We start from the raw sequence: 22,058 nt of genomic DNA, 5'->3' as shown, positions 1-22,058 counted from the left end.
GACAACCCATTTCGCGTCATCAGGGAGTTCGTGTCATGTCGTTCCTTCAACGCTTTCCCAGCCTTTGCTGCCTGCTCGGCGCTCCCGCCGTCGCCCTGGCGCAAGGAAGCTCCCTCGATCTTGAACCCGTGCGGGTTCAGGGCGCCGACCAGACCCTGATGGCGCCCGCCGGCGCCACCATCGAAAAGCTGGCGGATCTTTCCGAGCCCCGACTGATCAGCATCGGCGCCGACGACGAGATGTTCATCGGCAGCAATGCCGGTACCGTCTATCGGCTCACGCCGCCCTATACCGAACCACAAGTGCTGGCGGAGATCGGCGGCTATCCCCACAGCGTCATCCGACGCGGCGAGCGGCTGTTCGTGGCCACCACGAACGCGCTGTTGAGCGCTCCCTATCAAACCGGCGCCTCCCTGAGCACCAAGGATTTCCAGGAAGTCGCGCCGGTTCCCGGCGGTGGCGGGCATAGCTCCCGCACCCTGACGGTGGGGCCGGATGAGCGGCTTTATCTGTCCCTGGGCATTCAGGGCAACTGTTCGGATCAGTACATTGATGAGAGCTACGACTTTGCCGATCGCAGGGGCGGCGTGATGGTGTTGAACGAAGAAGGCGACTCGAATTCTTGGCAGCCTTACGCCACGGGACTGCGCAACCCGATCGGTCTTGCCTGGCACGAAGGGGATCTGTACGCCATCAACAACGGCCCGGATCACTGGGGCTTCGAGGAGCCTCGCGAAGTTCTGGTGCGTACCCAGCGGGGCAGCTTTCACGGCATGCCCTGGTTTCAGTGGGTGGACGGGGAATTCCAACGGGACGACTGCATCTCCGCGGAGCCGCCTCGGCCGGCAAGCGACGCTTCCGAGCCGGTAGCTACCCTGCCCGCCCGCAGCGCGCCCATGGATCTGACGTTTCTTGCGCCGAACGCCCGCCTGTTGCCGCCTTCGCTTGGGCTATCCGTGGACGGCGTGGCGGCGGTGCACGGCAGCTGGGCAACCCGCCCTCAGGGTAGCGCCTATGGCGATCCCGGCTCGAAGCGCGAGCCGCGCCTGGTGGGTATCCGTCTTGAAAGCCCGGACAAAGGCGACTTCATCGAACTCGTCAGCGGTTTTCAGAACGACCGGGGAGAGCGCTGGGCCCGCCCGGTGGGCGTCGCTATCGGCCCGGACGGCGCGCTGTACTTCACCTCCGACAGCGGCGATACCGGGCTGTATCGGCTAAGGTTCGAATCAAATTAGCTTGCCATCGGTGCCGGCGCTTATGATGAACGCTTTATTCGAAAGGAGCCTTTATGAGCGAGCGCGACGCGCGCCACAAGACATCCATGCAGAAGCTGAAACGCCACGTGGATGAAAAGGTCGCCCAGGCCAAGGAGCAGCGCGGCCAGCTGCTGGTCTTCACCGGCAACGGCAAGGGCAAGACCACCGCAGCCTGGGGCACCGTGACTCGTGCCCTGGGCTACGGTTATCGCGTCGGCGTGGTGCAGTTCATCAAAGGGCTCTGGGAATGCGGCGAGCGGGAGCGCCTGATCGATGACGAGAACCTGCAGGTCGCGATCATGGCCACCGGCTTCACCTGGGACACCCAGAACCGGGAGAGCGACACCCGGGCCTGTCAGGAAGTCTGGCGGGAAGCGGAGCGCATGCTGGCGGACGAATCGGTCTACCTGGTAGTGCTCGACGAGATCACCTACATGCTCAAGTTCGGCTATCTGGATATCGATACCGTCAAGCGGGCGCTGAAAAATCGCCCCCCCGAGCAGACGGTCATCGTTACCGGGCGCAACGCCCATCGCGATCTGGTGGCCATGGCGGATACGGTCACCGAGATGCAGGAAACCAAGCACGGTTTCAATGCGGGTCTGCAGGCGCGCCGCGGCATCGATTACTGAAACGAAGCTACACTGAATTCGACCACTTTATTTTTCGGAATGGTTATCCAGCCAAGGAGCAACACCATGAATGCCAAGGGAATTCTCGAGCAGCTGATGAAGCAGGCGGGAGGCGTGCAGTCCGGTAGCCAAAAGAGCGGCGGCAGTAGCGGCTTCGATCCGCAGCAATTGCTGCAGGGCCTGGCGTCGCAGCTGGGGGGAAGTAAAAGCGGTGACGCAAGCAAAAGCGGCGGCAGCGGTTTCGATGTCAAGAGCCTGCTGGGCGGCGGCACGTTGGGCATGCTGATGGGATCCAAGCGCGGCCGCAGCATGGGCGGCAAGGCCATCAAGTATGGCGCCATCGCCGGGGTCGGCATGCTGGCCTGGAAGGCCTGGCAGAACTATCAGGCGGACCAGCCCTCTCCCGCCAAGCAGTCCGATGTATCGCTTGAAGAAAACCAGCAGGCTGCTCCTTCTTCGGAAGGCCGCCCCCTGGAGCAACTCGACAGCGACCAGGCCAAGGAACAGCGCAGCCTGGAAATCCTGCAGGCGATGATCATGGCGGCCCGGGCGGACGGCCATATCGACGACGCGGAACGCGCCCAGCTCGCCGAGCATATCGAATCCATGGGCGCGGATGACGAACTACAGGCCTGGGTGGAAGAGCAGTTCAAGGCACCGCTCGACGCCCAGGCGCTGGCCCGCCAGGCGGACTCACCGCAAGCGGCCCGGGAGATCTATCTGGTCAGCGTGGCAATGATCGACGAGCAGAATCCCATGGAGCGTGCCTGGTTGGACCAGCTGGCGGAAGCGCTCAAACTCGAGCCGAAGATGATCAAGGAACTGGAGCATCAGGTGCATGCCAGCGAGCAGGCCTAATGTCAGGCCGGCATCCGGAGGGTGCCGGCTAGTACCTCGAGTTCCACTAAAATCATCTAATCCTGAGGCTTGTAAAACAGAAGCTTGCCGACCTCGGCGGTTCTTAGAAACGCTGAAGCCCAGCGGGGAGATATCGACCGCTGATGAAAGAACAAGGCGCCGTCGGTTCGATCCTCGAGCTGCTGATTGAGCGCCTTGCGGGTGACTTCCTTGACGATCAGGTAGCTATCTTCTTCCTTCACCTCGTCCGCTCGTCCGTCGCACCACCAGGAAAACTGGCAGGCGCCCTGCTCGCCGCCCTGTTTGACAACCTCACATATCGTATCGGGGAATTCATCGCTGCTCAGCCGATTCATCATTACATTGGCGACCGCTTCCATGGTGGCGGCGTTCTGTCCCTTGGTTTCCCAGTAGAGGCTTCGCGCCATGCAGGTGATGGCGTTATCCAAGGGCGCCTTGCCGGCCGGATCCACCGCCTGAATACCCGGCTTGGTGATGGTCATCGATGGATCGGGGCTGACGTCACCTCCTTCGGCGACGATGCTCTGCTCCAGCACTTCCGCCTTCTTTTTGGCAACTTCTGCTCTCTTTTCCTGATCGACGGCCAACGCCTGGCTTGCAAGTAACGGCACCACGAGTAACAGCGCCACAAGCCAGCGTATTCTTGTTCGCTGCTTCATGAACAACCTCCTCGATAAACTCTCTCTGCGCTTGTTCGTCGGCATTCCATTCAAGGCTCCACTATAGCCTGTTCCGGAGCGCAACCAACAGAAAGCGGCGATCCAGGATCGCCGCAAACCAAACGCTTGAGGTAAGGAATCGAACGCCGATCAGACCTCGAAGCCCAGGCCGAAATCCTCTGCCGCCAGCCCCATCAAAGGCCTGGCGCCAGCCTTGATCATGGCCGCATGGGCCTGAGTACGCGGCAGCAGGCGCTGGTAATAGAAACGGGCAGTAGCCAGCTTGCCCTGATAGAAGGCCTCTTCCGACCCGCCCAGAGACTCGCTGGCCCGTTTGGCGGCTCTTGCCCAGAAATAGGCCAAGGTCACGTAGCCGGAATACATCAGATAATCAAGGCTTGCGGCGCCGACCTCTTCCCGGTCCTGCATGGCCTGCATGCCGATGCTCATGGTCAGTTCGCCCCACTCACGATTGAGCCTGGCCAAAGGCACGATGAATTCCTGAAGTTCGGCGTTGGTTTCCTCCGCCTGACAGAACTTGTGAATCTCCTTGGTGAAGACCTTGAGGCTTTCGCCTTGGCTCATCAGCACCTTGCGGCCGAGCAGATCCAGCGCCTGCACGCCGGTGGTACCCTCGTAGAGCCGGGTGATACGGGCATCCCGCACCAGCTGCTCCATGCCCCATTCCTGAATATAGCCGTGGCCGCCGAATATCTGAACGCCCTCGTTGGTGACCTCGAAACCGACCTCCGTCAGGAATGCCTTGACGATGGGAGTCAACAGGCCCAGCAGGTTTTCCGCCCGTTCCCCGGCCGCCGCATCCTGGCCCGCCTCGACGATATCCACCAACTGGGCCGCATGCAGCACCAGCATGCGGCCGCCTTCGGCGAACGCCTTCTGCGTTAGCAGCATGCGCCGCACGTCCGGGTGCACGATGATCGGGTCTGCGGGCTTGTCCGGCGCTTTTGGGCCGGACAGCGCCCTCATCTGCAGACGATCCCGGGCATAAGTCAGAGCATTCTGGAAGCTCGCTTCCATCAGCCCCAGCCCCTGGATACCGACGCCGATGCGCGCCTCGTTCATCATGGTGAACATGCAGGCCAGGCCCTTGTGGGGTGGCCCCACCAGAAAGCCCTTGGCGTTATCGAAGTTGAGCACGCAGGTGGCATTGCCGTGAATGCCCATCTTGTGCTCCAGGGCGCCACAGCTGACGCCGTTGCGCTCGCCGGGGTTGTCCTGGGCATCCGGCAAATATTTGGGAACCAGAAACAGGGAAATGCCCTTGGAACCCTGCGGCGCGTCCGGCAGCTTGGCGAGCACCAGATGGACGATATTTTCCGCCAGATCGTGCTCGCCTGCGGAGATAAATATCTTGGTGCCGTTCAGCGTATAGCTATCGTCGTCGTTAGATACCGCCCGGGTCTTGATCAGTCCCAGGTCGGTGCCGCAATGCGGCTCCGTCAGGCACATGGTGCCGGTCCAGACGCCCTCAACGAGCTTGGGCAGATAGGTGGCCTTCTGCGCCTCGCTGCCGTGCTGGCGCAGCGCGTCCGCCACCCCGTGGGAAAGCCCGGGATACATGCCCCAGGCCAGGTTGGCAGAGCAGATCATTTCCGATAGCACCATGCCCAGGGAAAGCGGCAGTCCCTGACCGCCGTATTCCGGCGAGGCGGCCAAACCCGGCCAGCCCCCTTCCACGAACTGGGCGTAGGCCTCCTTGAAACCGATCGGCGTTCGCACCTCGCCGTCTTCCAGACGACACCCCTCTTGGTCCCCGGATTGATTCAGCGGCAGCAGTACTTCCTGAGCGAAACGCGCGCCTTCCTCGAGCACCGCGTTGACCAGGTCCGGCGTGGCATCCTCGCCGCCCTCGAGCCCGGCATAGTGGGTCGGATAACCCAGCAGTTCGTCCATCACGAAGCGCAGGTCGCGCAGAGGTGCTTGATATCGAGGCATGGCCATGTCTCCAGAAAGCGGTGGCAAAAGCGTTGAACACATTTTCAAACGTTCGTTTGAAAATAACCACCCGTTTCAGAGCAGTCAAGCGCTCGTTTGAATTCGCTGACCCTGTGCGCTGGCGCTATGCTGATTGTCATTGATTTGACAAGGAACGTGCAGTGAAAGACTCGAACACAGCGGATATTCGCTTCTGGCGGGATGACAGGCTGCCTTTTCTGGAGGCGCGTGGCGTGGAGGACGGACGCCGGGTGTGTTATGACAAGCACGCTCACAGGACCTTTTCCATCGGTACCATCACCGCCGGGTGTAGCGTCTATGTGAATGGAAACACCCGACAGGAGGTTTCGAAGGGGTCGGTGGTGATAATGAATCCCGAAGAAGTCCACGCCTGCAATCCCATCGGTAGCGAGCGCTGGTCATATCGCATGTTCTATGTGGATGCTGTCTGGCTCGGTGATCTGCAGCAGGACCTGGGAGCCAGCAGCCGTCTTGAGTTTCAGCCCTTCTCGACGGTGGCTAGCCGGGATCCATTGCTCTATCACGGCTTGAATCATCTTTATGCAACGCTTATCGATCACGACAGCGATGAGTTGCACAGGCACAGTGCCGCTATCGGCTTTTTCTCGACGCTGCAGCAGAGGATAGGTCCAGCTCCAATCGTTTCCTGGCGGGAAAACCGCAAGGTCCGCCGCGCCGCGGACTTTATTTCCGAGCACTGCACCCATGCCTTGACTCTCGAGATGATCGCCGACGCCGCGGAAATATCACCGTCTCATCTGATTCGTGCCTTCAAACGCCGCCATGGCATGACGCCTCATGCCTATCTGATCAACCGCCGCGTGCAGTATTGCCAGTCCCGACTCCGGCGCGGTCACGCCATCGCCGAGGTGGCGCTGGAGGCGGGTTTTGCGCAGCAACAAGGCATCGCTGTTGACGCGATGGCCGCCAAGCTCGACGCGGAGGGATTCGTTGCAAGACGGAATCCAAGGAGATACGCTTCCATTCTTGGCGGATGGTGCTCTGGAATCAGGTTCTTGATGGAACGCACTGATTTCTCAAAAGGAACACCATCCGCTATCTTTTTTTCAGGCCTGCCTCATGAATATTCCAGGGATAATTTAAATAATATAAAGGAGAAATTTATGTTTAAAATAATAAGGATCGGATGTGCCTTTATAGGTGTAATCGTTGGTGCTGGATTTGCCTCGGGGCAGGAGATACTACAGTACTTTACCAGCTTTGGTTATATGGGTACCGCCGCAGCCGTGGTATCGACGATTTTATTCGCGTTTCTGGGCATGAGCCTGACTAAAATTGGAAGTCGCTTGAAATCGCTGTCACATAAAAAAACCATCTACACCATCAGCGGACTTTATCTAGGATTTATTGTTGATGTAATCCTGGTATTTACATTGTTCGGGGTTGGAGTCGTGATGGTCGCAGGCGCTGGCTCGTCGCTAAACCAGCAGTTCGGTCTTCCAGTATTTGTCGGCAGCTTGCTTTTGGCCATATTTGTGATATTGGCAATGATGTTAAAGGTAGAAAAAGTAATCGCCATCATCGGAAGCATAACACCGTTTCTATTAGCTTCAATTGTAGGAATTGCCATCTATAGTATATTGACAATGGATATGAGCTTTAATGAGTTAAATCCGATTGCAATGGAGCAGGAGAAAAGCTTTCCAAATTGGTTTATCTCGGGCGTCAATTATGCATCGTTCAATATCGCGGTAGGAGCAGGCATGGCGATTGTAATGGGCGGCGCGGAGAAAGACGAACGTACTGCAGCCTTGGGAGGCCTGGTAGGTGGTCTGGGTATTGGTGTACTGATCATGCTTGCTCACTTTGCCATCTTCTCTCGAGTCGATGTCGTTGCAGCTTACGATCTACCGTTATTATCACTTGTCAATGAGATATCTCCCATCCTGGGTGTTATCATGTCGGTTATCCTCTTTGGAATGATCTTCAACACAGGGCTAGGAATGTTTTACGGGTTTGTAGCCCGCTTCTTTGAGCCAGGAACCAGAAAGTTCTTTTTCGCTTCAATTGTCACATTGGCAGTAGGATTTATTGCGAGCTTTGTCGGATTCACCGATCTGGTCGCAAAAGTCTATTCGACAATCGGTTATTTGGGTCTGTTTCTAATCTTGGCATTGCTCTATGCACCCATTAGATTGAAAAAACTAGGAATAAATAAAAAATAGATGAAAAATAAAGGGGCGAGGTTTTATTAGAAACCTCGCCTTTTTCATACCTGTCTCAATACCCTGGGTTCACTGCATGCGAATACCGCCATCCAGGCGGATGACCTCGCCGTTGAGCATCACGTTGGTGATGATCTGTTCCGCAAGCTGGGCGAATTCCGCGGGCTTGCCCAGGCGTTTAGGAAACGGCACCGAGGCGGATAGCTCCGCAGCGGCTTTCTCCGGAATGCCGCTCATCATCGGGGTCTCGAAGACGCCTGGGGCAATGGCCATCACGCGAATGCCTTGGCGGGAAAGCTCTCGAGCCAGCGGCAGCACCATGCCCGCCACCCCTGCCTTGGAGGCGCTGTACGCCGCCTGCCCCACCTGGCCATCGAAGGCCGCCACGGAAGCGGTGGTGACGATCACGCCGCGCTCGCCGTCTTCTTCCGGGTCGTTTTTGGCCATGGCCGCCGCCGCCAGTCGCGCCACGTTGAAGGTACCCACCAGGTTGATATTGACGGTGCGAGCGAAGGCCTCCAGATCCGCCGGCTGACCTTCCCGGTCGAGCAACTTGGCGACGCTGACCACCCCGGCGCAGTGCACCACGCCGTGCAGGCCGCCCTGCTCTGTTGCCTGATCCACCGCGGTCTGCACATCCTCGCCGCGAGTCACGTCGCCGCGGCAGGCGCTGACGGCGCCTCCGAGTTTTTCCGCCAGCTCATTGATCTGCTCGCTCAGGTCGAACAGCACCACTCGGGCGCCCTGCGCCACCAGCCGTTGCGCGGTGGCCGCGCCCAGGCCGGAGGCGGCGCCGGTAATCAGAAAGGTCTTGTCTTTTACTTGCATATCATTCTCCGGTTGTCGCCGCGACGGCCTCGGCGCGCAGCTTGAAGCGTTGGATCTTGCCGCTGGGCGTCTTGGGCAGTTCCGTGACGAATTCAACAACTCTAGGATAGGCGTGGGCGGAAAGGCGTTCCCGCACCCGCTGACGAATCTCTTCCGCCAGGGATTCACTAGGTGTATGACCCGAGCGTAGCACGACGTAGGCGACGATGACCTCGCCACGCAGTTCGTCCGGGCGCCCCACCGCGGCGGATTCCGCCACCGCCGGATGGGTCAGCACGGTATTTTCCACGTCCGTGGGACCGACCCGATAGCCGGAGGTGGTGATGATATCGTCGTCCCGCCCGGCGAACTGGTAAGTGCCGTCCTCGTTCTGAATCACCACGTCTCCCGTCAGATAATAGCCTTCCATGAAGGGGTCCTTCTCCTGCCAGGTATAGCCGGGAAAGAAGAAGCTCGGCGAACGAGCCACGTCCACCGCCAGCACGCCGGGTTCCCCGGCAGGCAGTTCTCGATAGGCCGCGTCCAGGATCGCCAGCCGATAGCCCGGCAGCGGCAAGCCCATGGCGCCGACATGCTTGGGATGTTCCAGCGCATGATGGTTGCAGCAGGTCATCCCGGTTTCCGTCTGGCCGTAATGGTCCATCACCGTGCAGCCCAGCGCCTTGTCCACCCAGTTGACCACTTCCGTGTTGAGGGGCTCCCCGGCGGAACTGGCCACCCGCAGCGCCAGGGTGCCCGCCGCGTCGTCGAAAAGTCCGGAGGCTTTCATCACCCGATAGGCGGTCGGCGCGCCGGCAAAATTGGTGATGCGGTGGCGCTTGAGGAAGTCCAGCGCTCCCGGGGCATCAAAGGGCGCCTCGCAGAAATAGGTGGTCGCGCCGAGTGAAAGCGGCCCGGTGATGGCGTAATAAAGCCCGTAGGCCCAGCCCGGATCCGCCATGTTCCAGAAGCGGTCCTCGTCTCGCAGATCGATAGCCAGCTCCATATAGAGCGCGAAGGCCGGCAGGGCGGAAAGCGGTACCGCCACTCCCTTGGGCTTGCCCACGGTGCCGGAGGTAAACATCTGCAGGAAAGGCGCGTCTCGCCGTTGACGCGGCGGCGCTTCTTCAAATGGCTTCGCACCGATGGCATCCTGCCAGTTCGCGTCTTGGGGATGGGTCTTATCAGCGCTTGCGTCGGGTTTCTGAACCAACAGGATTGGCGGACAGTCGACGAGATCGTCGAACTTGTGGCGATTGGCAGAGTCGATGACGATCAGACGAGTGCTCGCGCGACTCAGGCGATACTCCAGGGCATCCGGCCCGAAAGCGGTAAACAGCGGTTGATAGACCGCGCCCATGCGCCAGCTGGCCAGCACGGTAATCAGCAGCTCCGGCGTACGCGGCAGCATGCCGGCGATACGATCTCCCTCCTTGAGCCCTTGCGCCTTGAAATAGCCCGCCAACCGAGCGCTCTGTTCGGCGAGTTCTCGATAGCTCAACTCCCTGACGCTGCCATCCGGCGCTTCATGCACCAGGGCGACTCGCTCTCCCCGGTCGGCGCGTACATGGCGTCTGCAGCAAGCTTCAAAGGCATTGAGATAGCCGTCCGCGGCATCGTCCAGCCGCGCATAAACGGTTTCTATATCGAAGGTGTCCAAATAACCCCGATAGTCCTGTGGCGATGTTGTCATTGTTGCCTCCCGATGAATGAGCGATAGTCTTGAAACACAGTTTACGTAAACGTCAAATTAAACTTGAAATTATGTGCTACGTTTAATCAGGTACGCTAGGGGGAATCAAGGTGTTCTGCAATAAGGCCGATCGACAAAGGCCGCTAGACCATGGTCGATAGCGCCTTGAGCAGGTTATGCCAGCTATGCTGGCAATCAACGCAAAGCAAAGCGTTTTTTGCACGGTAACGTCCTATTCTTCAATCTCGAAGCCACCTAGCCCTGGCTTTTCATGTCTGTCAGTGAGGAATCTTCCATGTCCAACGATACCGAAGTGGTCATTTTATCCGCGACCCGCACCCCCATGGGTGGCCTGCAAGGCAGCCTTTCAAGCGTGCCCGCGCCGGAACTGGCCGCCACCGCCATTCGTGCCGCCATCGAGCGAGCCAATATCGACGCCAACGCCATCGACGAAGGCATTCTCGGCTGCGTGCTGCCCGCCGGGGTCAAGCAGGGCCCGGCCCGCCAGGCCATGAGAAAGGCCGGCATCGATGACGGCATCGGCGCCACCACCATCAACAAGCTGTGCGGTTCCGGTATGAAGGCCGCCATGCTGGCCCACGACATCATTCGCGCCGGCAGCAGCGAAGTGGTGCTGGCCGGGGGTATGGAATCCATGTCCCAGGCGCCGCATCTGCTGACCAAGGCCCGGGGCGGCTATCGCCTGGGGCATGGAGAATTGAAGGACCACATGTTCTTCGACGGCCTGGAAGACGCGGAAACCGGCAAGCTGATGGGCAGTTTCGCCCAGTCCGTCGCCGATGAGCGCGGCTATTCCCGAGAGCGCATGGACGACTTTGCCATCGCCTCCCTGGAACGGGCCATGGCGGCTCACGAGAACGGTCATTTGAAAGGAGAAATGGTACCGGTGGCGGTGCAGAGCCGTAAGGGCGAAACCGTCGTCGAGCATGACGAACAGCCCTTCCAGGCCCGACTCGACAAGATTCGCGACCTGCGTCCGGCCTTCGCCAAGGACGGCACCATCACCGCCGCCAACGCCAGTTCTATCTCCGACGGCGCCTCGGCGCTGATCCTGGCCAGCCGCGCCGCCGCGGACAAGCACGGTGCCAAGCCCGTTGCCCGCGTGCTCGGCCATAGCACCCATTCCCAGCACCCCAGCGAATTCACCATCGCCCCGGTGGGCGCTATCGACAAGCTGCTGAAAAAACTCGACTGGCGAGTCGGTGACGTGGACCTTTTCGAGATCAACGAGGCCTTTGCCGTGGTTACCCTGCTGGCCATGGACGGGCTGGACATTCCCCACGACAAGGTCAACGTCTTCGGCGGTGCCTGCGCCCAGGGCCATCCCATCGGCTCCACCGGCTCGCGGATCATCGCCACCTTGATCAATGCGCTAAAGGTCAAGGGCGGCAAGCGCGGCATCGCGAGCCTGTGCATCGGCGGCGGCGAAGCTACGGCGGTGGCCATCGAGTTGATCGACTAGCCGGTTAATCAGGGGCCATGGTTCGAACACTCGGACCATGGCCAGGAGGCCGTCATGGGCAATCTATCGAAGCAACACTGCGAGGCGTGTCGCGCGGACGCGGAACCGGCAAGTCAGGCCGAAATCGAGGACTATCGGCGCGAGCTGCCCAGTTGGGAGATCCTCGAGCGCGAGAGTATCCGACGGCTGGAGCGCGTCTTCACCTTCAAGAATTTCAAGCAGGCCCTGGCCTTCACCAATCGGGTCGGGGAACTCGCCGAGGAAGCCGGTCATCATCCTGCCCTGCTCACGGAATGGGGCAAGGTCACAGTGATCTGGTGGACTCACGCCATCAAGGGCCTGCACAAGAACGATTTCGTGATGGCGGCTAAAACCGATGAGGCGGCCAGGACCGACGAGGCGGCTAAATAGCGCTCCGAATCGATGCGACTCTTCCTTGAACGCTCGCTCGTCGAACGCCATCCCCTGGCGGTCATCGTCATTGCTCAGCTCTTCGGCACCTCGCTCTGGTTTAGTGTCAACGGAGTAGGACTTGCGCTGTCCCGAGACCTGGGCCTGACCGAGGTAGACCTGGGGCGGCTGACGCTGAGCGTACAAGCGGGCTTTATTCTTGGCACCTTGACGATGGCGTTCACCGGCCTGGCGGACCGTTTTCGGGCCAGCCGTATCTTTACCGTCTCTGCCCTGGCCGGGGCGCTTGCCAATGCCGGCTTCGTGCTGGTGGCCGAACTGCCTGCCGCGAGTCTCGCCCTGCGTTTCGCCACGGGACTTTGTCTAGCGGGCATCTATCCCCTGGGAATGAAGCTGGTGATCGGCTGGACGCCCCGTCATACCGGGGCGGCGCTGGCCTGGCTGGTAGGCATGTTGACCCTGGGCACCGCTCTCCCGCATCTGCTGCGCGGATCGACCCAGGGCATGGCCTGGGAGTGGCCACTACTGGGTGCCTCGCTGCTGGCGCTGGCCGGAGGAGCGCTGATACTTGCCTTGGGCGATGGCCCGCACTTACCGCCTCCCGCTGGTCGAACACGTCTGCTGGACGGCCTTGCCGCGCTCAAGAAACGGAACTTCCGGGCGGTAGCCTCAGGCTATTTTGGCCACTGCTGGGAGCTTTACGCCCTCTGGACGCTGACACCCTTTCTGGTGGCCCGAGAGGTTCAACGCCTGGAATTCTCCCCACACCTGATTGCCTGGCTTTCCTTTGCGATCATCGCCCTGGGGCTGGCGGGCTGCGTGATCGGCGGCGTCTTGAGTCGTCGCCTGGGCAGCCTGCGGGTAGCAAGGGGGGCGTTGACCGCCTCGGGGCTGATCTGTCTGGTCTATCCGCTGGTTTCCTGGCTATCGCCGATACTCCTGTTACTGCTGCTGGGTCTCTGGGGAATGACGGTAATCGCAGATTCCCCGCAGTTTTCCGCTCTGGCGGCAACCACGGCTCCCCAGGTCCGAATCGGCTCGACGCTTGCGGTAATGAACGCCATTGGCTTCGCCTTGACCATTCCCGCCATCGCGCTGACTACCTGGCTCTGGTCGACTCAGGAGCTTTGGGTTCTATGGTGGCTGCTGCCTGGCCCGAGCCTGGGGCTCTGGGCCTTGAGCAAATCGAAGAAAAGCAATGAGAAAACCCGCTTCGTTACAGAGCAACCCTGAACGTAGCCAAACATCATTCTTTCAACGGATCGGATACTACCGGGGACAGAGGCAGCGCCCGGTACCAGTCTTCTTTCGGCGGCGTTTTCAGCGCCGGTTGCTGTTGAACCGGTGTCTCTAGATCAGGCTTCGCTTTGGATGAACGCCGCGCCTGCTCGTACCAGCGGCGCGGCTTGATCAGATGCAAACGGGTTTTGCCCGCGTCTATCTCGAGCCCCAGGCCCAGAGCCGCGTACCCGGCGTACAGAGCACCATCCAGGGTTTCGCCTTGGCGCACCAGGTCCGCGAGGATTTCCAGCTGCTGTCCGGTGAGTCGCGCATCCCGCAGCACCAGGCTCTTGTCCGCCAGTTGCAGCCGGGCACGGCCCTGGATGTTACGCACCGTCAGCAGCCGGTTCAGCCACTTTCGCTGGCGCACGTCCTCCAGCAGCAGGCGCAGCGGAAAGCCGCTGTCGCGCATGCGCAGCGCAAGCCCGGCATTCAGGTTCAAGGGCTGCGCCCAGAGCAGCTGTCCCGCCTCGAGCTTCAGCTCCACCCACCAGCCGCTTTCCTCCGCCTGGTGAAGCAGACTGCCGCCCTGGCGCGATAGATTGTCGAGCCTGAGGGTCGAACCGGACACGTCGAACCACCTGCGCTGCAGATCTCCTTCCGCCAGTCGAACCTGGAGCCCGATATCTCCCTGCATGCGCTGATCGCCGATTCGCAGGGCCGCTTCGAAGGCGTTCAGCGCCAGATTTCCCCGGGCCTGGTAGCCCTGCAGATCCAGATAGGCTTCCAGGCTGGCCTGGCCGGAGAGCAATTCAACCCCCGCGTCCTGGGGGAGATAGGCGTTGTAGAGTCTCAGGTCGGGAACTTCGATCCGCGGCAGGCTGATGCGGGTGACCTGATCTTCCAGCGTCGGGGGCATTCCGCTCAGCGCTTCGCTCAGTGCGGTGTCGGACAGGGTCGTTTCGATCAGCAGGTGGCGACCGCTGACATGACTGATATCAGATCCCTGGCTGCGTAGTGCGAAGGCCGGCAGGGCAATACGCAGGACGACGCTCCCTGATGCGCTGTCAATCGTGGCTTCCACCCGCCCGCTGCCGGAGGCTACGTAATCCAGAAACTCAAGCCCCAAGGGATCCGCGCTTATCCATAGCCGGCTGCCGGGCTGCAAGAGATCTCCCTGCAGGATCAGTTCCGCTTCCAGCAGCCCGTTACCGCTCAGTGCCAGGCCGTGAGCCCCGGGCAGGAACTTATCGAAAAAACCCAGTTCCGCCACCCGCCCCTGAAGCACTACCCGGCCCGCTAGCGGCGGTGTTGCGGCGTTCGAGGTACTTGCAAGAGTCAGGCGCGCTTCTCGCAGCAGCAGTTCGGTTTGCAGGGGAACGCTATCATCGGAATTGCGTGCCCGGACCCGCAGCCGGGTACCGGAAAGGTTTAGCCGACCTTGAAGCGGATTCAACTCCACCAGCTTCACATCAAGTCCGAGTTCGCTCGCGATACGACGCCCCAGCAAGGTCAGGTCCACGCTATCACCGCTCAACTCGAAACCGCCTTGCAGCCGATCATCCCGATAGTCGAGACGAGCATCGAGGCGGGCCTTGCCGCCATGCAGATCGAAGGGCAGATTTTTCGGCAGGTAGCGCGCCAGTGCCGCTGCATCCGGCAGCCTGGCGTCTTGCCAGACCAGCGCGGCAGTATCCAGCGCCCGAGGCGGCGACGCCAGGTCAAGCTGCGGCAGATCGCCGCTCAGGTGGAATCGCTTGCTGGTCAGAAAAGGCCGGTTTTCCGACAGGTCGACCATCCGCATGTTGTCCAGGGACAGAGTCAGCACCGAGACAGCGGCGTCCTCCTGTTTCTCGATACGGGCCGTTACCTGCCCTCTGCCCTCCAACCGGTAACGGCGACCGTTCTTCTGTGCGAGGGCGCTTTTCGGCGCGAGTAGCGCCTTTTCATCAAGATCGAGAGCCAGCTGCGGCGAGTTCAGGGTCAACTCGCTATCCGCCAGCAAGACCCCTTTTGCGATGGCGAGTCGGCCTTGCAGGTTTCCTCTCCCCGCCAGACGCAGACCGTCGAGTTCCACCAGATAGGGGTTGAAGACATCCCAGGCGTCTGCCTCGGCAGCCACTTCGAGATCACCGGAAAGAAATTTTAGAGCCAAGAGGCCGGGGGCCTGGGCAGGCCGGAAGGTCTGCAGGGAAAACTCGCCTTGCAGTCGAATATCCCGAGCCAGCGTCCGATGATCGTCCGGGCCTTGCATGCGTCGAATACGCGCTTCCTTCAGCGCCAGTTCCATGCCGCCGACACCCAGATTTTCCTCGTCCAATACGAGATCGTCGAAACGCACTCGACTGGTCGCGCCAGCCATCAGGCGATGCTCGTTGACCTCCAAGGAACGCAATCCTTCCGCCTCGAGAGAATGAATTTCCAGGCGACGAAACAGCAGCGCCCACCAGGACAGGTGCAGTCGCGCCCGATCGACTTCCAACGCGACGGCAAGGTTCTCGTCGGCACGGCGAATCGTCAGGTTCTGCACGTCGAGTCGATCGAGGGATGGGCTGCTCGCCGCGCTCCAGCTTACCGTCACACCGGGCAGCCGGGACAGGCGCTGCTGCAGCCAGTGACTGTCGAGCAGCCACGCCAGGCCGATCAGATAACCCGTGCCCAACAGCACCACTACGCCAATTCCGCCGGCCAGCCAGCGGAGATACCGGCGCTTGGGGAACGTCGAAGGAGGGGGCCTGGCGTGCATGATCGCCTCTCAGGTGGAAAGAACCGGCTTATCCAGTTCTCGGCCGATCAAGCGTCTCGCGGCGATATTGCCGATCAGCGATACGGTCAGCATGGTCAGCACCATGGGCCAGGGATTTTCGATCTCGAAGGCGCCCACCAGCACCCCCGCCAGGGCACCACAGGTAAACTGGATGCTGCCCAAAAGCGCCGTGGCGGTAGCGCTCATATGACTGAAATGCTCCAGCAGGGAGGAAATGGCGTTGGGGGTGATCAGCCCCACCACCCCGACGAACAGCATGATCCCAGGCACCACCGTATAAATGGAATCCAGCCCCGAGGCGACCAGCAGCACCAGGATCAATGCCGCCGTCAGCTGGATGGAGAGCCCCAGGCGCAGGTTCTGCTGCGGGGTACGCCAGCGCATCAGATGGATGTTCAACCGGTTGGATGAGGCCATGACCACCACATTGGCGCCGAACACCACCGGGTACATGGCCGGCGACAGGCCATAGTGCTGCATGTAGATGAACGGCGAGGCGGTAATGAAGGCGAACATGCCGGCGAAGGTCATGGCGACGGAACAGATGTAGCCCATGCCTTCGCGATGGCGAAAGACGCTGGCGTAATTAGCCAATACCTGTCTCGGCGAGGCGCTGGGCTGATCCGGGCTGCGGGTTTCCGGAAGCCTCGTGCCCATCAGCCAGAGCAGAAACGCCGCGTACACCGCGAGAAACACGAAGATCAGCCACCAGCCCGCCAGGTAAAGCAAGACGCTGCCTACCGCCGGGGCCGCCAAGGGCGCGAGCATCAGAATCATCGCCATGGTGGACATGACCTTGGCCGCCTCGCGTCCGCTGAAACAGTCCCGCACGATGGCCGCGGAATTGACCACGCAGGCACCCCCGCCCAGCGCCTGAACGAAACGCCAGGCCCAGAGGCCGTGCAGCGACGAAACCTGAGTGATCGCCAGGCTCGCCAGCAGGAACACCGTGAGTCCGACCAGCAATACCGGCTTGCGCCCGACTCGATCCGACAGTGGCCCACCGGTCAGTTGACCGATGGCGAACCCCAGCAGGAACAGGCTGATGGAAAGCTCCGTGTGATGAATGCTCGCGCCTATCGACGCTGCCAGAGCCGGCATGGCGGGCAGGTAGGCATCGATGGCGAAAGGCGCCAGGGCGGTATTGGCCGCCACCAGCAATGCCACTCGGCGCGAGCTGAGAGTGAGGGTTGATCCTGGCGTAACCGTCGGCTTCACCTAGTCTCCTTGCAGCAAGATAACACATGAAAAAGGACATCAAGCATAACCGAGATTGACCGGACGATTCTTGTGCGGATAGGCGTCACGGCCAGGGCTTGATAAAATGAAACGCAGGATTTCACCCCTAGAATGCAAAGACGATAAACGTCAATCAGGACTCTTTCCCATGGCGCAAGACAAGCTTTCACAACTCAAGACCATGACTACCGTGGTGGCGGATACCGGCGACCTGGAGGCTATCAAGCGCTTCCAGCCCACGGACGCCACCACCAATCCCTCATTGATTCTTCAAGCGGCGCAGCACGAGGGTCGCCGGGAACGCATCGCGGAGCTGGCTCGGCAAAGCAAGGATATCGACGACGCCCTGGACGCGGTGGCGGTGGATATCGGCAGCGAGATCAGCGCGCTGGTGCCGGGCTACGTCTCTACGGAAGTCAGCGCTCGTTTGTCCTTCGACACTCAAGCCACGCTGAATCGTGCCCACTCTCTGATCGAGCGCTACGAACGCAACGGCGTGGGCCGGGACCGCATCCTGATCAAGGTGGCCTCCACCTGGGAAGGCATTCGCGCCGCGCAACAGCTGGAGCGCGAAGGCATCCATACCAACCTCACCTTGCTGTTCAGTTTCGCTCAGGCCCAGGCCTGCGCCGACGCCGGCGTCACCCTGATCTCGCCCTTCGTGGGGCGTATCCTCGACTGGTATCAGGCGCAGGATCCCGAGGCGGATCTGAGCGGCGAACGCGATCCGGGGGTGCAGTCCGTCAGGCGCATTTACGAACACTACAAGGGACACGGCTACAAGACCATCGTGATGGGCGCGAGCTTCAGAAACTGTGGAGAAATCGAGGCTCTGGCGGGCTGCGATCGCCTGACGATCTCTCCCAAGCTGCTGAAGGAACTGGCGGAGGACCAGGGAGAACTTACCCAGCGCCTGAAAGCCGTCGGTGCCAGCACCTCGATACCGGAGCCGCTGGCGGAAGAGGAGTTTCGCTGGGCGATGAACGAGGATGCCATGGCGACGGAGAAGCTCGCCGAAGGTATCCGCAAGTTCATGAGTGATCAGCGCAAGCTGGAGAAACTACTCGAAGCACTGCGCCGCTGAACGGCTATTCAGCGGTATGGTGGAGCTGCTCCTCCAGCAGTTCCACCAAGGGTTGAAACTGCTCCCGATTGTGATCGTTGATACGCATCAGGATACGATGCGCTTCAAGAATGCGCTGCTTGAGCCCTTCCTCTTCGGCTTCGACGTCTGCTCTAGCCAGGGGCAACTCCGCCAAGGCGTCGAGCTCCACCAGCGGCGCCTCGACCAGGGTAAAGAACTTCTCGAACCCCATCACATCCAGCATGCGCCGCACGTCCGGGTTATTCACTACGATGGTAGGTGATTGCCCCAGCCGCCCCTTGACCGCCAGAGCCACCTTGGCAAGAAACCCTAGGGCAGTGGAATCCACGTTAGTGGTCTCGCGCAGATCGATCATCACCGCTTTGAGCCCCGGAATGTCCGCCAGTCGCTGTGCCTGATTGTCCAGGGTGGCGCATAGCGTCAAGCGCACGTCACCACACAGCCTTAGCACAAAGACACCGCTCTCGAAGGCAGCTTTCAGTCGCCCATCATGCTGTATCATCGGCAAACCCGCTCAATGTCATGATCGTCACGTCATCCGGAAGCTCGATCCGAGACGAGTCTTGATCCGCCTCTTCCTGCGACGAGTCTTCCAGCGCCAAGCGTTCTCTCAGTGCGGCGATATCGCCGGCTTCCTGCACCAGTTCCTCGAGTTCCTTGAGCCGTCCTTCCAGGGTATTGCCGGAAAGGCACTCCAGGATTCCATCGGAACACAACCATAATCGGAAGTTTTGCGGCAGTGCACAACCCAACCGAGGATATTCCATTTGAGGGAATAGTCCAACCGGCATGCCCTGACCGGCGAGACGAGACAGCTTGCCGTCCACAATCAGCATGGCTGGCGGCATCTGCGCGCCGAGTGAGTAATGCAGATAGTGCTCCCGGTGATCGATGATGCCGACGAACAAGGTGGCATGCTTGCCGATGCCCGTATCCAGCAGTTCCTGATTGAGACTGGCTAGCCAATGGGCAGGCAAGGCTTCCGGCGCTTCGCCATCCCACTGCGTCAGCCAGCGATTGCAGAGGTACTTGAGCAGTACGGTCACGAAGGCGGAAGAAGCGCCATGACCGGAAACATCGGCGAAATAGAAGGCGCTGTAGCGGTCGTTGAAGCGCTGATAATCGAGGAAATCTCCGGAAAGATATAGCGACGGCGCCAACCAATAGTCGCACTCCACGCCGCCGATCCATTGCGGGCAAGGCGGCAGCAGCTTGCGCTGAATATGCCCGCCGGCCTGCTGATCGAGACGCAGCATCGCCAGGTGGGTTTCCAGGCGCTCGTTGAGCTCCTCGAGCCGCTCCCGATCCCGGACATGCGCCTCGGCCAGGCGATGGTTTTCGATGGCCTTGTCGATCATGCGTCTCAACAGATCCCCGTGTATCAGAGGGTCAGTGATATAATCGACCAGCCCCGCGTCCACCGCCTTGTGCAGATCGCTATCGAGCATACTGTCGCTGACTACCAGGGTCGGCAGCCGGGCCGCCAGCGCGGCCCATTCCTGACTGGGCACCGCCCGCGCATGAGCCACCAGCATGGCGATGCCCGTCGGCAGCTCTGCAAAATGCTCTGCCGTCGCCACCGCGAAACGATCACTGGCGATGGTTTCCGCCAAGGCATCGCGTTCATTCCCTGGCCGATCGAGCACGCCGATCAGATGCCGTGAACTGACCATATCCGGCCTACCTCAATCGGCGTTCGCGCCGTTAGATTGCTGCACTGCTCCGCTCTCGTCATTCCCCTGCATATCCGAACCGGACGTTGCGTCGTCAAAATCCGCTTCATCGAAATCCGCATCGTCGAAGTCAAAGTCGTCGCTGGCAAAAGGATCCTTGCCGGACTGACCATCATTGACCTCGAAACGGCGCTTCTGCAGGAACGTATCGCGAATGAACGTATAGCGATCCCCTTGTATGAATCTTTCCTGATCGAGCAGTGACGCCCTTACATTGACAAGCTGCAGGGCACGGATGGACAACCGTATCTTGTCATCCTCGACATAGGCCAGCGGGTAGCTGTAGATATCCACCGGCAGCGCGCCGGTATCCCGCACGGTGCTGGGCCCCAGCAGAGGCAGCACCAGATAAGGCCCGCTATCGACGCCCCACCAGCCCAGGGTCTGGCCGAAATCTTCCTTGTTCGCGGTGATTCCCGCTGAGGTCGCCACATCAAACAGACCCGCTACCCCCAGGGTGGTATTGACGAAGAAACGCCCGCTGGCGACCCCGGCATTGTTCCACTTCCACTGCAGGATACTGTTGAGGACCGTACGTAATTCGCCCAGATTGGAAAAGAAGTTGCCAACGCTTTTCTCCACAGGATCCGGGGTCACGTAGGCATAGCCTTGCGCCACTGGCTTAAGCGCATAGCGGTCCAGGGTATCGTTGAAAGCGAATACTTGGCGGTTGAAGCCCTCCCAGGGATCCTCGGGACTACGTTCGGTATCCGGCGTGCTGGCGCAGCCTGCCAACCCCGCAAGGGCCATGGCGATCAAGGCGTTTCGCATTACACCCTTCCATCCCTGGCTACGCCGCGGCTGACCGCGCACTTCTTGATTGCACTGTTCCTTGCGCCTTAACGTCATAAAGATTCCTGATAGCAAGATGAGCAAGCTTATCGCTTACATAAAATAACATTTCCTGCACTGTAGCCGGCGCCGAAGGAACATACCACCCCCAGGTCGTCAACGGACAAGTCGTCGCGATTGAGATGGAAGGCGATGATCGAACCACAGGAGCTGGTGTTGGCGTAGCGATCGAGAATGATCGGCGCCTGAGTCTCATCGGGTACGCTGCCCAGCACCCGCCGGGCAATCATGTCGTTCATGTGCCGATTGGCCTGATGCAGCCACAAGCGCGACAGATCGCTGCCTTTCAGGTCGAAGCCGGCCAGGTGATCGGTGATCAGCGCCGCCACCATCGGACAGACCTCCTTGAATACCCGGCGTCCTTCCTGCACGAACAGCTTGTCCTCCGCCAGCGGGTCCGTATCCGTTACGCGATTGAGAAATCCCGCGTTATTGCGAATCGCATTGGAAAACCGCGTCACCAGCCGGGTGCCGCGAATCTCGAAGGCGCCGGGCATGGTCGCCAGGTCGCTCGCCTCGATCACCAGGGCCGTGCAGGCATCGCCAAAGATGAAATGGCTATCCCGGTCGCGGAAATTGAGATGCGCGGAACAGATTTCCGGATTGACCACCAGTACACGCCTGGCGTTACCTGCGCGAATCGCATTGGCGGCAATATCGATGGCGAAGGTAGCCGAGCTGCAGGCCACATTCATGTCGAAGGCATGGCCCCCGGCGCCCAGCGCCGCCTGAAGCTCCACCGCCACCGCCGGATACGGCCTCTCGAGGTTGGAACAGGCAACGATCACCATATCCAGCTCTTGTGCTTCGACGCCGGCATTCTGCAGTGCCTCGCCAGCGGCGGCAAGACCCATCTCGCATTGCAGCGAGGGCTCGTCGTTACTTCGCTGGGGGAGCCTGGGCCGCATGCGTTCGGGATCGAGAATACCCTGCGCGTCCAGCACATGACGGCTATGGATGCCCGACGCCTTGACGATGAACTCAGGGCTCGAATGCAGAAGCGGCTCCCGCTCGCCGGCCTCGATGGCCCGGGCATGGCGGCCATTTTCCATATCCACCCAGGCATTGAAACTTGCCGCCAGGGCGGCATTATCAATGCTGTCGAGCGGGGTGTAGAGCCCGGAGCCGGTGATCACCGCAGTAGTTGTCATAGTGTCT

Annotated in this window: 18 protein-coding genes; 8 read left to right on the top strand and 10 right to left on the bottom strand. The window is 60.4% G+C overall.

The features are described 5' to 3' along the window. The first annotated feature begins 35 nt into the window (after positions 1 to 35). The 3 genes from FGL86_RS11025 (at position 36) to FGL86_RS11015 (ending at position 2,746) form a co-directional block, all read left to right on the top strand. Complete coding sequence (locus tag FGL86_RS11025; protein WP_147184608.1) at positions 36 to 1,235, top strand: PQQ-dependent sugar dehydrogenase; 1,200 nt, start codon at positions 36 to 38, stop codon at positions 1,233 to 1,235. 53 nt (positions 1,236 to 1,288) lie between these two features. Next, a complete protein-coding gene (cobO, locus tag FGL86_RS11020) occupies positions 1,289 to 1,888 on the top strand; it encodes a cob(I)yrinic acid a,c-diamide adenosyltransferase (RefSeq protein ID WP_147184607.1) in 600 nt (199 codons plus the stop codon). Between the two features lie 66 nt (positions 1,889 to 1,954). Continuing rightward, entirely contained in the window at positions 1,955 to 2,746 is a 792-nt protein-coding gene (locus tag FGL86_RS11015; protein WP_147184606.1) for a tellurite resistance TerB family protein, read from the top strand. Between the two features lie 56 nt (positions 2,747 to 2,802). Here the strand turns inward: FGL86_RS11015 and FGL86_RS11010 are convergent, their stop codons facing one another. Together FGL86_RS11010 and FGL86_RS11005 are read right to left on the bottom strand one after the other, a co-directional pair. Further along, positions 2,803 to 3,426: a cell wall hydrolase gene (locus FGL86_RS11010; protein WP_147184605.1), complete on the bottom strand. Its 624-nt coding sequence runs from the start codon at positions 3,424 to 3,426 to the stop codon at positions 2,803 to 2,805. A 150-nt stretch (positions 3,427 to 3,576) separates the two neighbouring features. After that, positions 3,577 to 5,382, bottom strand: coding sequence for an acyl-CoA dehydrogenase C-terminal domain-containing protein (locus FGL86_RS11005; protein WP_147184604.1), 1,806 nt, complete (start codon positions 5,380 to 5,382; stop codon positions 3,577 to 3,579). Between the two features lie 161 nt (positions 5,383 to 5,543). On the opposite strand from FGL86_RS11005, the gene FGL86_RS18405 reads away from it, so the two are divergent. Further along, a complete protein-coding gene (locus FGL86_RS18405; protein WP_147184603.1) occupies positions 5,544 to 7,589 on the top strand; it encodes an AraC family ligand binding domain-containing protein in 2,046 nt (681 codons plus the stop codon). A 69-nt stretch (positions 7,590 to 7,658) separates the two neighbouring features. Here the strand turns inward: FGL86_RS18405 and FGL86_RS10995 are convergent, their stop codons facing one another. Together FGL86_RS10995 and FGL86_RS10990 are read right to left on the bottom strand one after the other, a co-directional pair. Next, complete coding sequence (locus tag FGL86_RS10995) at positions 7,659 to 8,417, bottom strand: SDR family NAD(P)-dependent oxidoreductase (RefSeq protein WP_147184602.1); 759 nt, start codon at positions 8,415 to 8,417, stop codon at positions 7,659 to 7,661. Position 8,418: 1 nt separating this feature from the next. Continuing rightward, the gene (locus FGL86_RS10990) at positions 8,419 to 10,089 is read right to left on the bottom strand and encodes an AMP-binding protein (RefSeq protein ID WP_147184601.1); all 1,671 of its coding nucleotides are present in this window, start codon (positions 10,087 to 10,089) and stop codon (positions 8,419 to 8,421) included. 295 nt (positions 10,090 to 10,384) lie between these two features. Between FGL86_RS10990 and FGL86_RS10985 the strand changes: the two genes are divergently transcribed. Genes FGL86_RS10985 through FGL86_RS10975 form a run of 3 tightly spaced genes read left to right on the top strand, consistent with a single transcriptional unit; the run spans position 10,385 to position 13,216 of the window. Then, positions 10,385 to 11,572 (top strand): acetyl-CoA C-acyltransferase, encoded by a 1,188-nt coding sequence (locus FGL86_RS10985; protein WP_147184600.1) that lies wholly within the window; start codon positions 10,385 to 10,387, stop codon positions 11,570 to 11,572. Between the two features lie 54 nt (positions 11,573 to 11,626). Continuing rightward, positions 11,627 to 11,983: a 4a-hydroxytetrahydrobiopterin dehydratase gene (locus FGL86_RS10980; RefSeq protein ID WP_147184599.1), complete on the top strand. Its 357-nt coding sequence runs from the start codon at positions 11,627 to 11,629 to the stop codon at positions 11,981 to 11,983. Between the two features lie 12 nt (positions 11,984 to 11,995). Continuing rightward, complete coding sequence (locus FGL86_RS10975; protein WP_147184598.1) at positions 11,996 to 13,216, top strand: MFS transporter; 1,221 nt, start codon at positions 11,996 to 11,998, stop codon at positions 13,214 to 13,216. A 13-nt stretch (positions 13,217 to 13,229) separates the two neighbouring features. Here the strand turns inward: FGL86_RS10975 and FGL86_RS10970 are convergent, their stop codons facing one another. After that, positions 13,230 to 15,950, bottom strand: coding sequence for an AsmA family protein (locus FGL86_RS10970; RefSeq protein WP_147184597.1), 2,721 nt, complete (start codon positions 15,948 to 15,950; stop codon positions 13,230 to 13,232). Between the two features lie 9 nt (positions 15,951 to 15,959). Continuing rightward, positions 15,960 to 17,189: a Bcr/CflA family multidrug efflux MFS transporter gene (locus FGL86_RS10965; RefSeq protein WP_246131600.1), complete on the bottom strand. Its 1,230-nt coding sequence runs from the start codon at positions 17,187 to 17,189 to the stop codon at positions 15,960 to 15,962. A gap of 169 nt (positions 17,190 to 17,358) precedes the next feature. Here FGL86_RS10965 and tal point away from each other — a divergent pair, with 169 nt between their 5' ends. Next, a complete protein-coding gene (tal, locus tag FGL86_RS10960) occupies positions 17,359 to 18,294 on the top strand; it encodes a transaldolase (RefSeq protein ID WP_147184596.1) in 936 nt (311 codons plus the stop codon). Positions 18,295 to 18,298: 4 nt separating this feature from the next. Here tal and FGL86_RS10955 read toward each other — a convergent pair whose 3' ends face one another. The 4 genes from FGL86_RS10955 to FGL86_RS10940 all read right to left on the bottom strand — a co-directional run bounded on the left by FGL86_RS10955 (position 18,299) and on the right by FGL86_RS10940 (position 22,051). After that, positions 18,299 to 18,817 carry an STAS domain-containing protein gene (locus FGL86_RS10955; protein ID WP_147184595.1) on the bottom strand — a complete coding sequence of 173 codons (519 nt, stop codon included), beginning with the start codon at positions 18,815 to 18,817 and terminating at the stop codon, positions 18,299 to 18,301. Then, positions 18,804 to 19,988 carry a PP2C family protein-serine/threonine phosphatase gene (locus tag FGL86_RS10950; RefSeq protein WP_147184594.1) on the bottom strand — a complete coding sequence of 395 codons (1,185 nt, stop codon included), beginning with the start codon at positions 19,986 to 19,988 and terminating at the stop codon, positions 18,804 to 18,806. The genes FGL86_RS10955 and FGL86_RS10950 overlap by 14 nt, the downstream gene beginning before the upstream one ends. Before the next feature lie 12 nt (positions 19,989 to 20,000). Beyond that, positions 20,001 to 20,819, bottom strand: coding sequence for an MlaA family lipoprotein (locus FGL86_RS10945; protein WP_147186165.1), 819 nt, complete (start codon positions 20,817 to 20,819; stop codon positions 20,001 to 20,003). A gap of 107 nt (positions 20,820 to 20,926) precedes the next feature. Beyond that, positions 20,927 to 22,051 carry a beta-ketoacyl-ACP synthase III gene (locus FGL86_RS10940; RefSeq protein ID WP_147184593.1) on the bottom strand — a complete coding sequence of 375 codons (1,125 nt, stop codon included), beginning with the start codon at positions 22,049 to 22,051 and terminating at the stop codon, positions 20,927 to 20,929. Between the last annotated feature and the right edge of the window lie 7 nt (positions 22,052 to 22,058).

Source organism: Pistricoccus aurantiacus, from assembly GCF_007954585.1.
Classification (GTDB): Bacteria; Pseudomonadota; Gammaproteobacteria; order Pseudomonadales; family Halomonadaceae; genus Pistricoccus; species Pistricoccus aurantiacus.
This window is presented reverse-complemented; position numbering and strand designations above follow the sequence as displayed.

Coding starts and splice junctions, on each gene's coding strand:
- FGL86_RS11025 (WP_147184608.1), top strand. CDS start 36: ATGTCGTTCCTTCAACGCTTTCCCAGCCTTTGCTGCCTGCTCGGCGCT.
- FGL86_RS10990 (WP_147184601.1), bottom strand. CDS start 10,089: ATGACAACATCGCCACAGGACTATCGGGGTTATTTGGACACCTTCGAT.
- FGL86_RS10980 (WP_147184599.1), top strand. CDS start 11,627: ATGGGCAATCTATCGAAGCAACACTGCGAGGCGTGTCGCGCGGACGCG.
- FGL86_RS10975 (WP_147184598.1), top strand. CDS start 11,996: ATGCGACTCTTCCTTGAACGCTCGCTCGTCGAACGCCATCCCCTGGCG.
- FGL86_RS10955 (WP_147184595.1), bottom strand. CDS start 18,817: ATGATACAGCATGATGGGCGACTGAAAGCTGCCTTCGAGAGCGGTGTC.
- FGL86_RS10970 (WP_147184597.1), bottom strand. CDS start 15,950: ATGCACGCCAGGCCCCCTCCTTCGACGTTCCCCAAGCGCCGGTATCTC.
- cobO (WP_147184607.1), top strand. CDS start 1,289: ATGAGCGAGCGCGACGCGCGCCACAAGACATCCATGCAGAAGCTGAAA.
- FGL86_RS10945 (WP_147186165.1), bottom strand. CDS start 20,819: ATGCGAAACGCCTTGATCGCCATGGCCCTTGCGGGGTTGGCAGGCTGC.
- FGL86_RS11015 (WP_147184606.1), top strand. CDS start 1,955: ATGAATGCCAAGGGAATTCTCGAGCAGCTGATGAAGCAGGCGGGAGGC.
- tal (WP_147184596.1), top strand. CDS start 17,359: ATGGCGCAAGACAAGCTTTCACAACTCAAGACCATGACTACCGTGGTG.
- FGL86_RS10995 (WP_147184602.1), bottom strand. CDS start 8,417: ATGCAAGTAAAAGACAAGACCTTTCTGATTACCGGCGCCGCCTCCGGC.
- FGL86_RS11005 (WP_147184604.1), bottom strand. CDS start 5,382: ATGCCTCGATATCAAGCACCTCTGCGCGACCTGCGCTTCGTGATGGAC.
- FGL86_RS10950 (WP_147184594.1), bottom strand. CDS start 19,988: ATGGTCAGTTCACGGCATCTGATCGGCGTGCTCGATCGGCCAGGGAAT.
- FGL86_RS10940 (WP_147184593.1), bottom strand. CDS start 22,051: ATGACAACTACTGCGGTGATCACCGGCTCCGGGCTCTACACCCCGCTC.
- FGL86_RS10985 (WP_147184600.1), top strand. CDS start 10,385: ATGTCCAACGATACCGAAGTGGTCATTTTATCCGCGACCCGCACCCCC.
- FGL86_RS11010 (WP_147184605.1), bottom strand. CDS start 3,426: ATGAAGCAGCGAACAAGAATACGCTGGCTTGTGGCGCTGTTACTCGTG.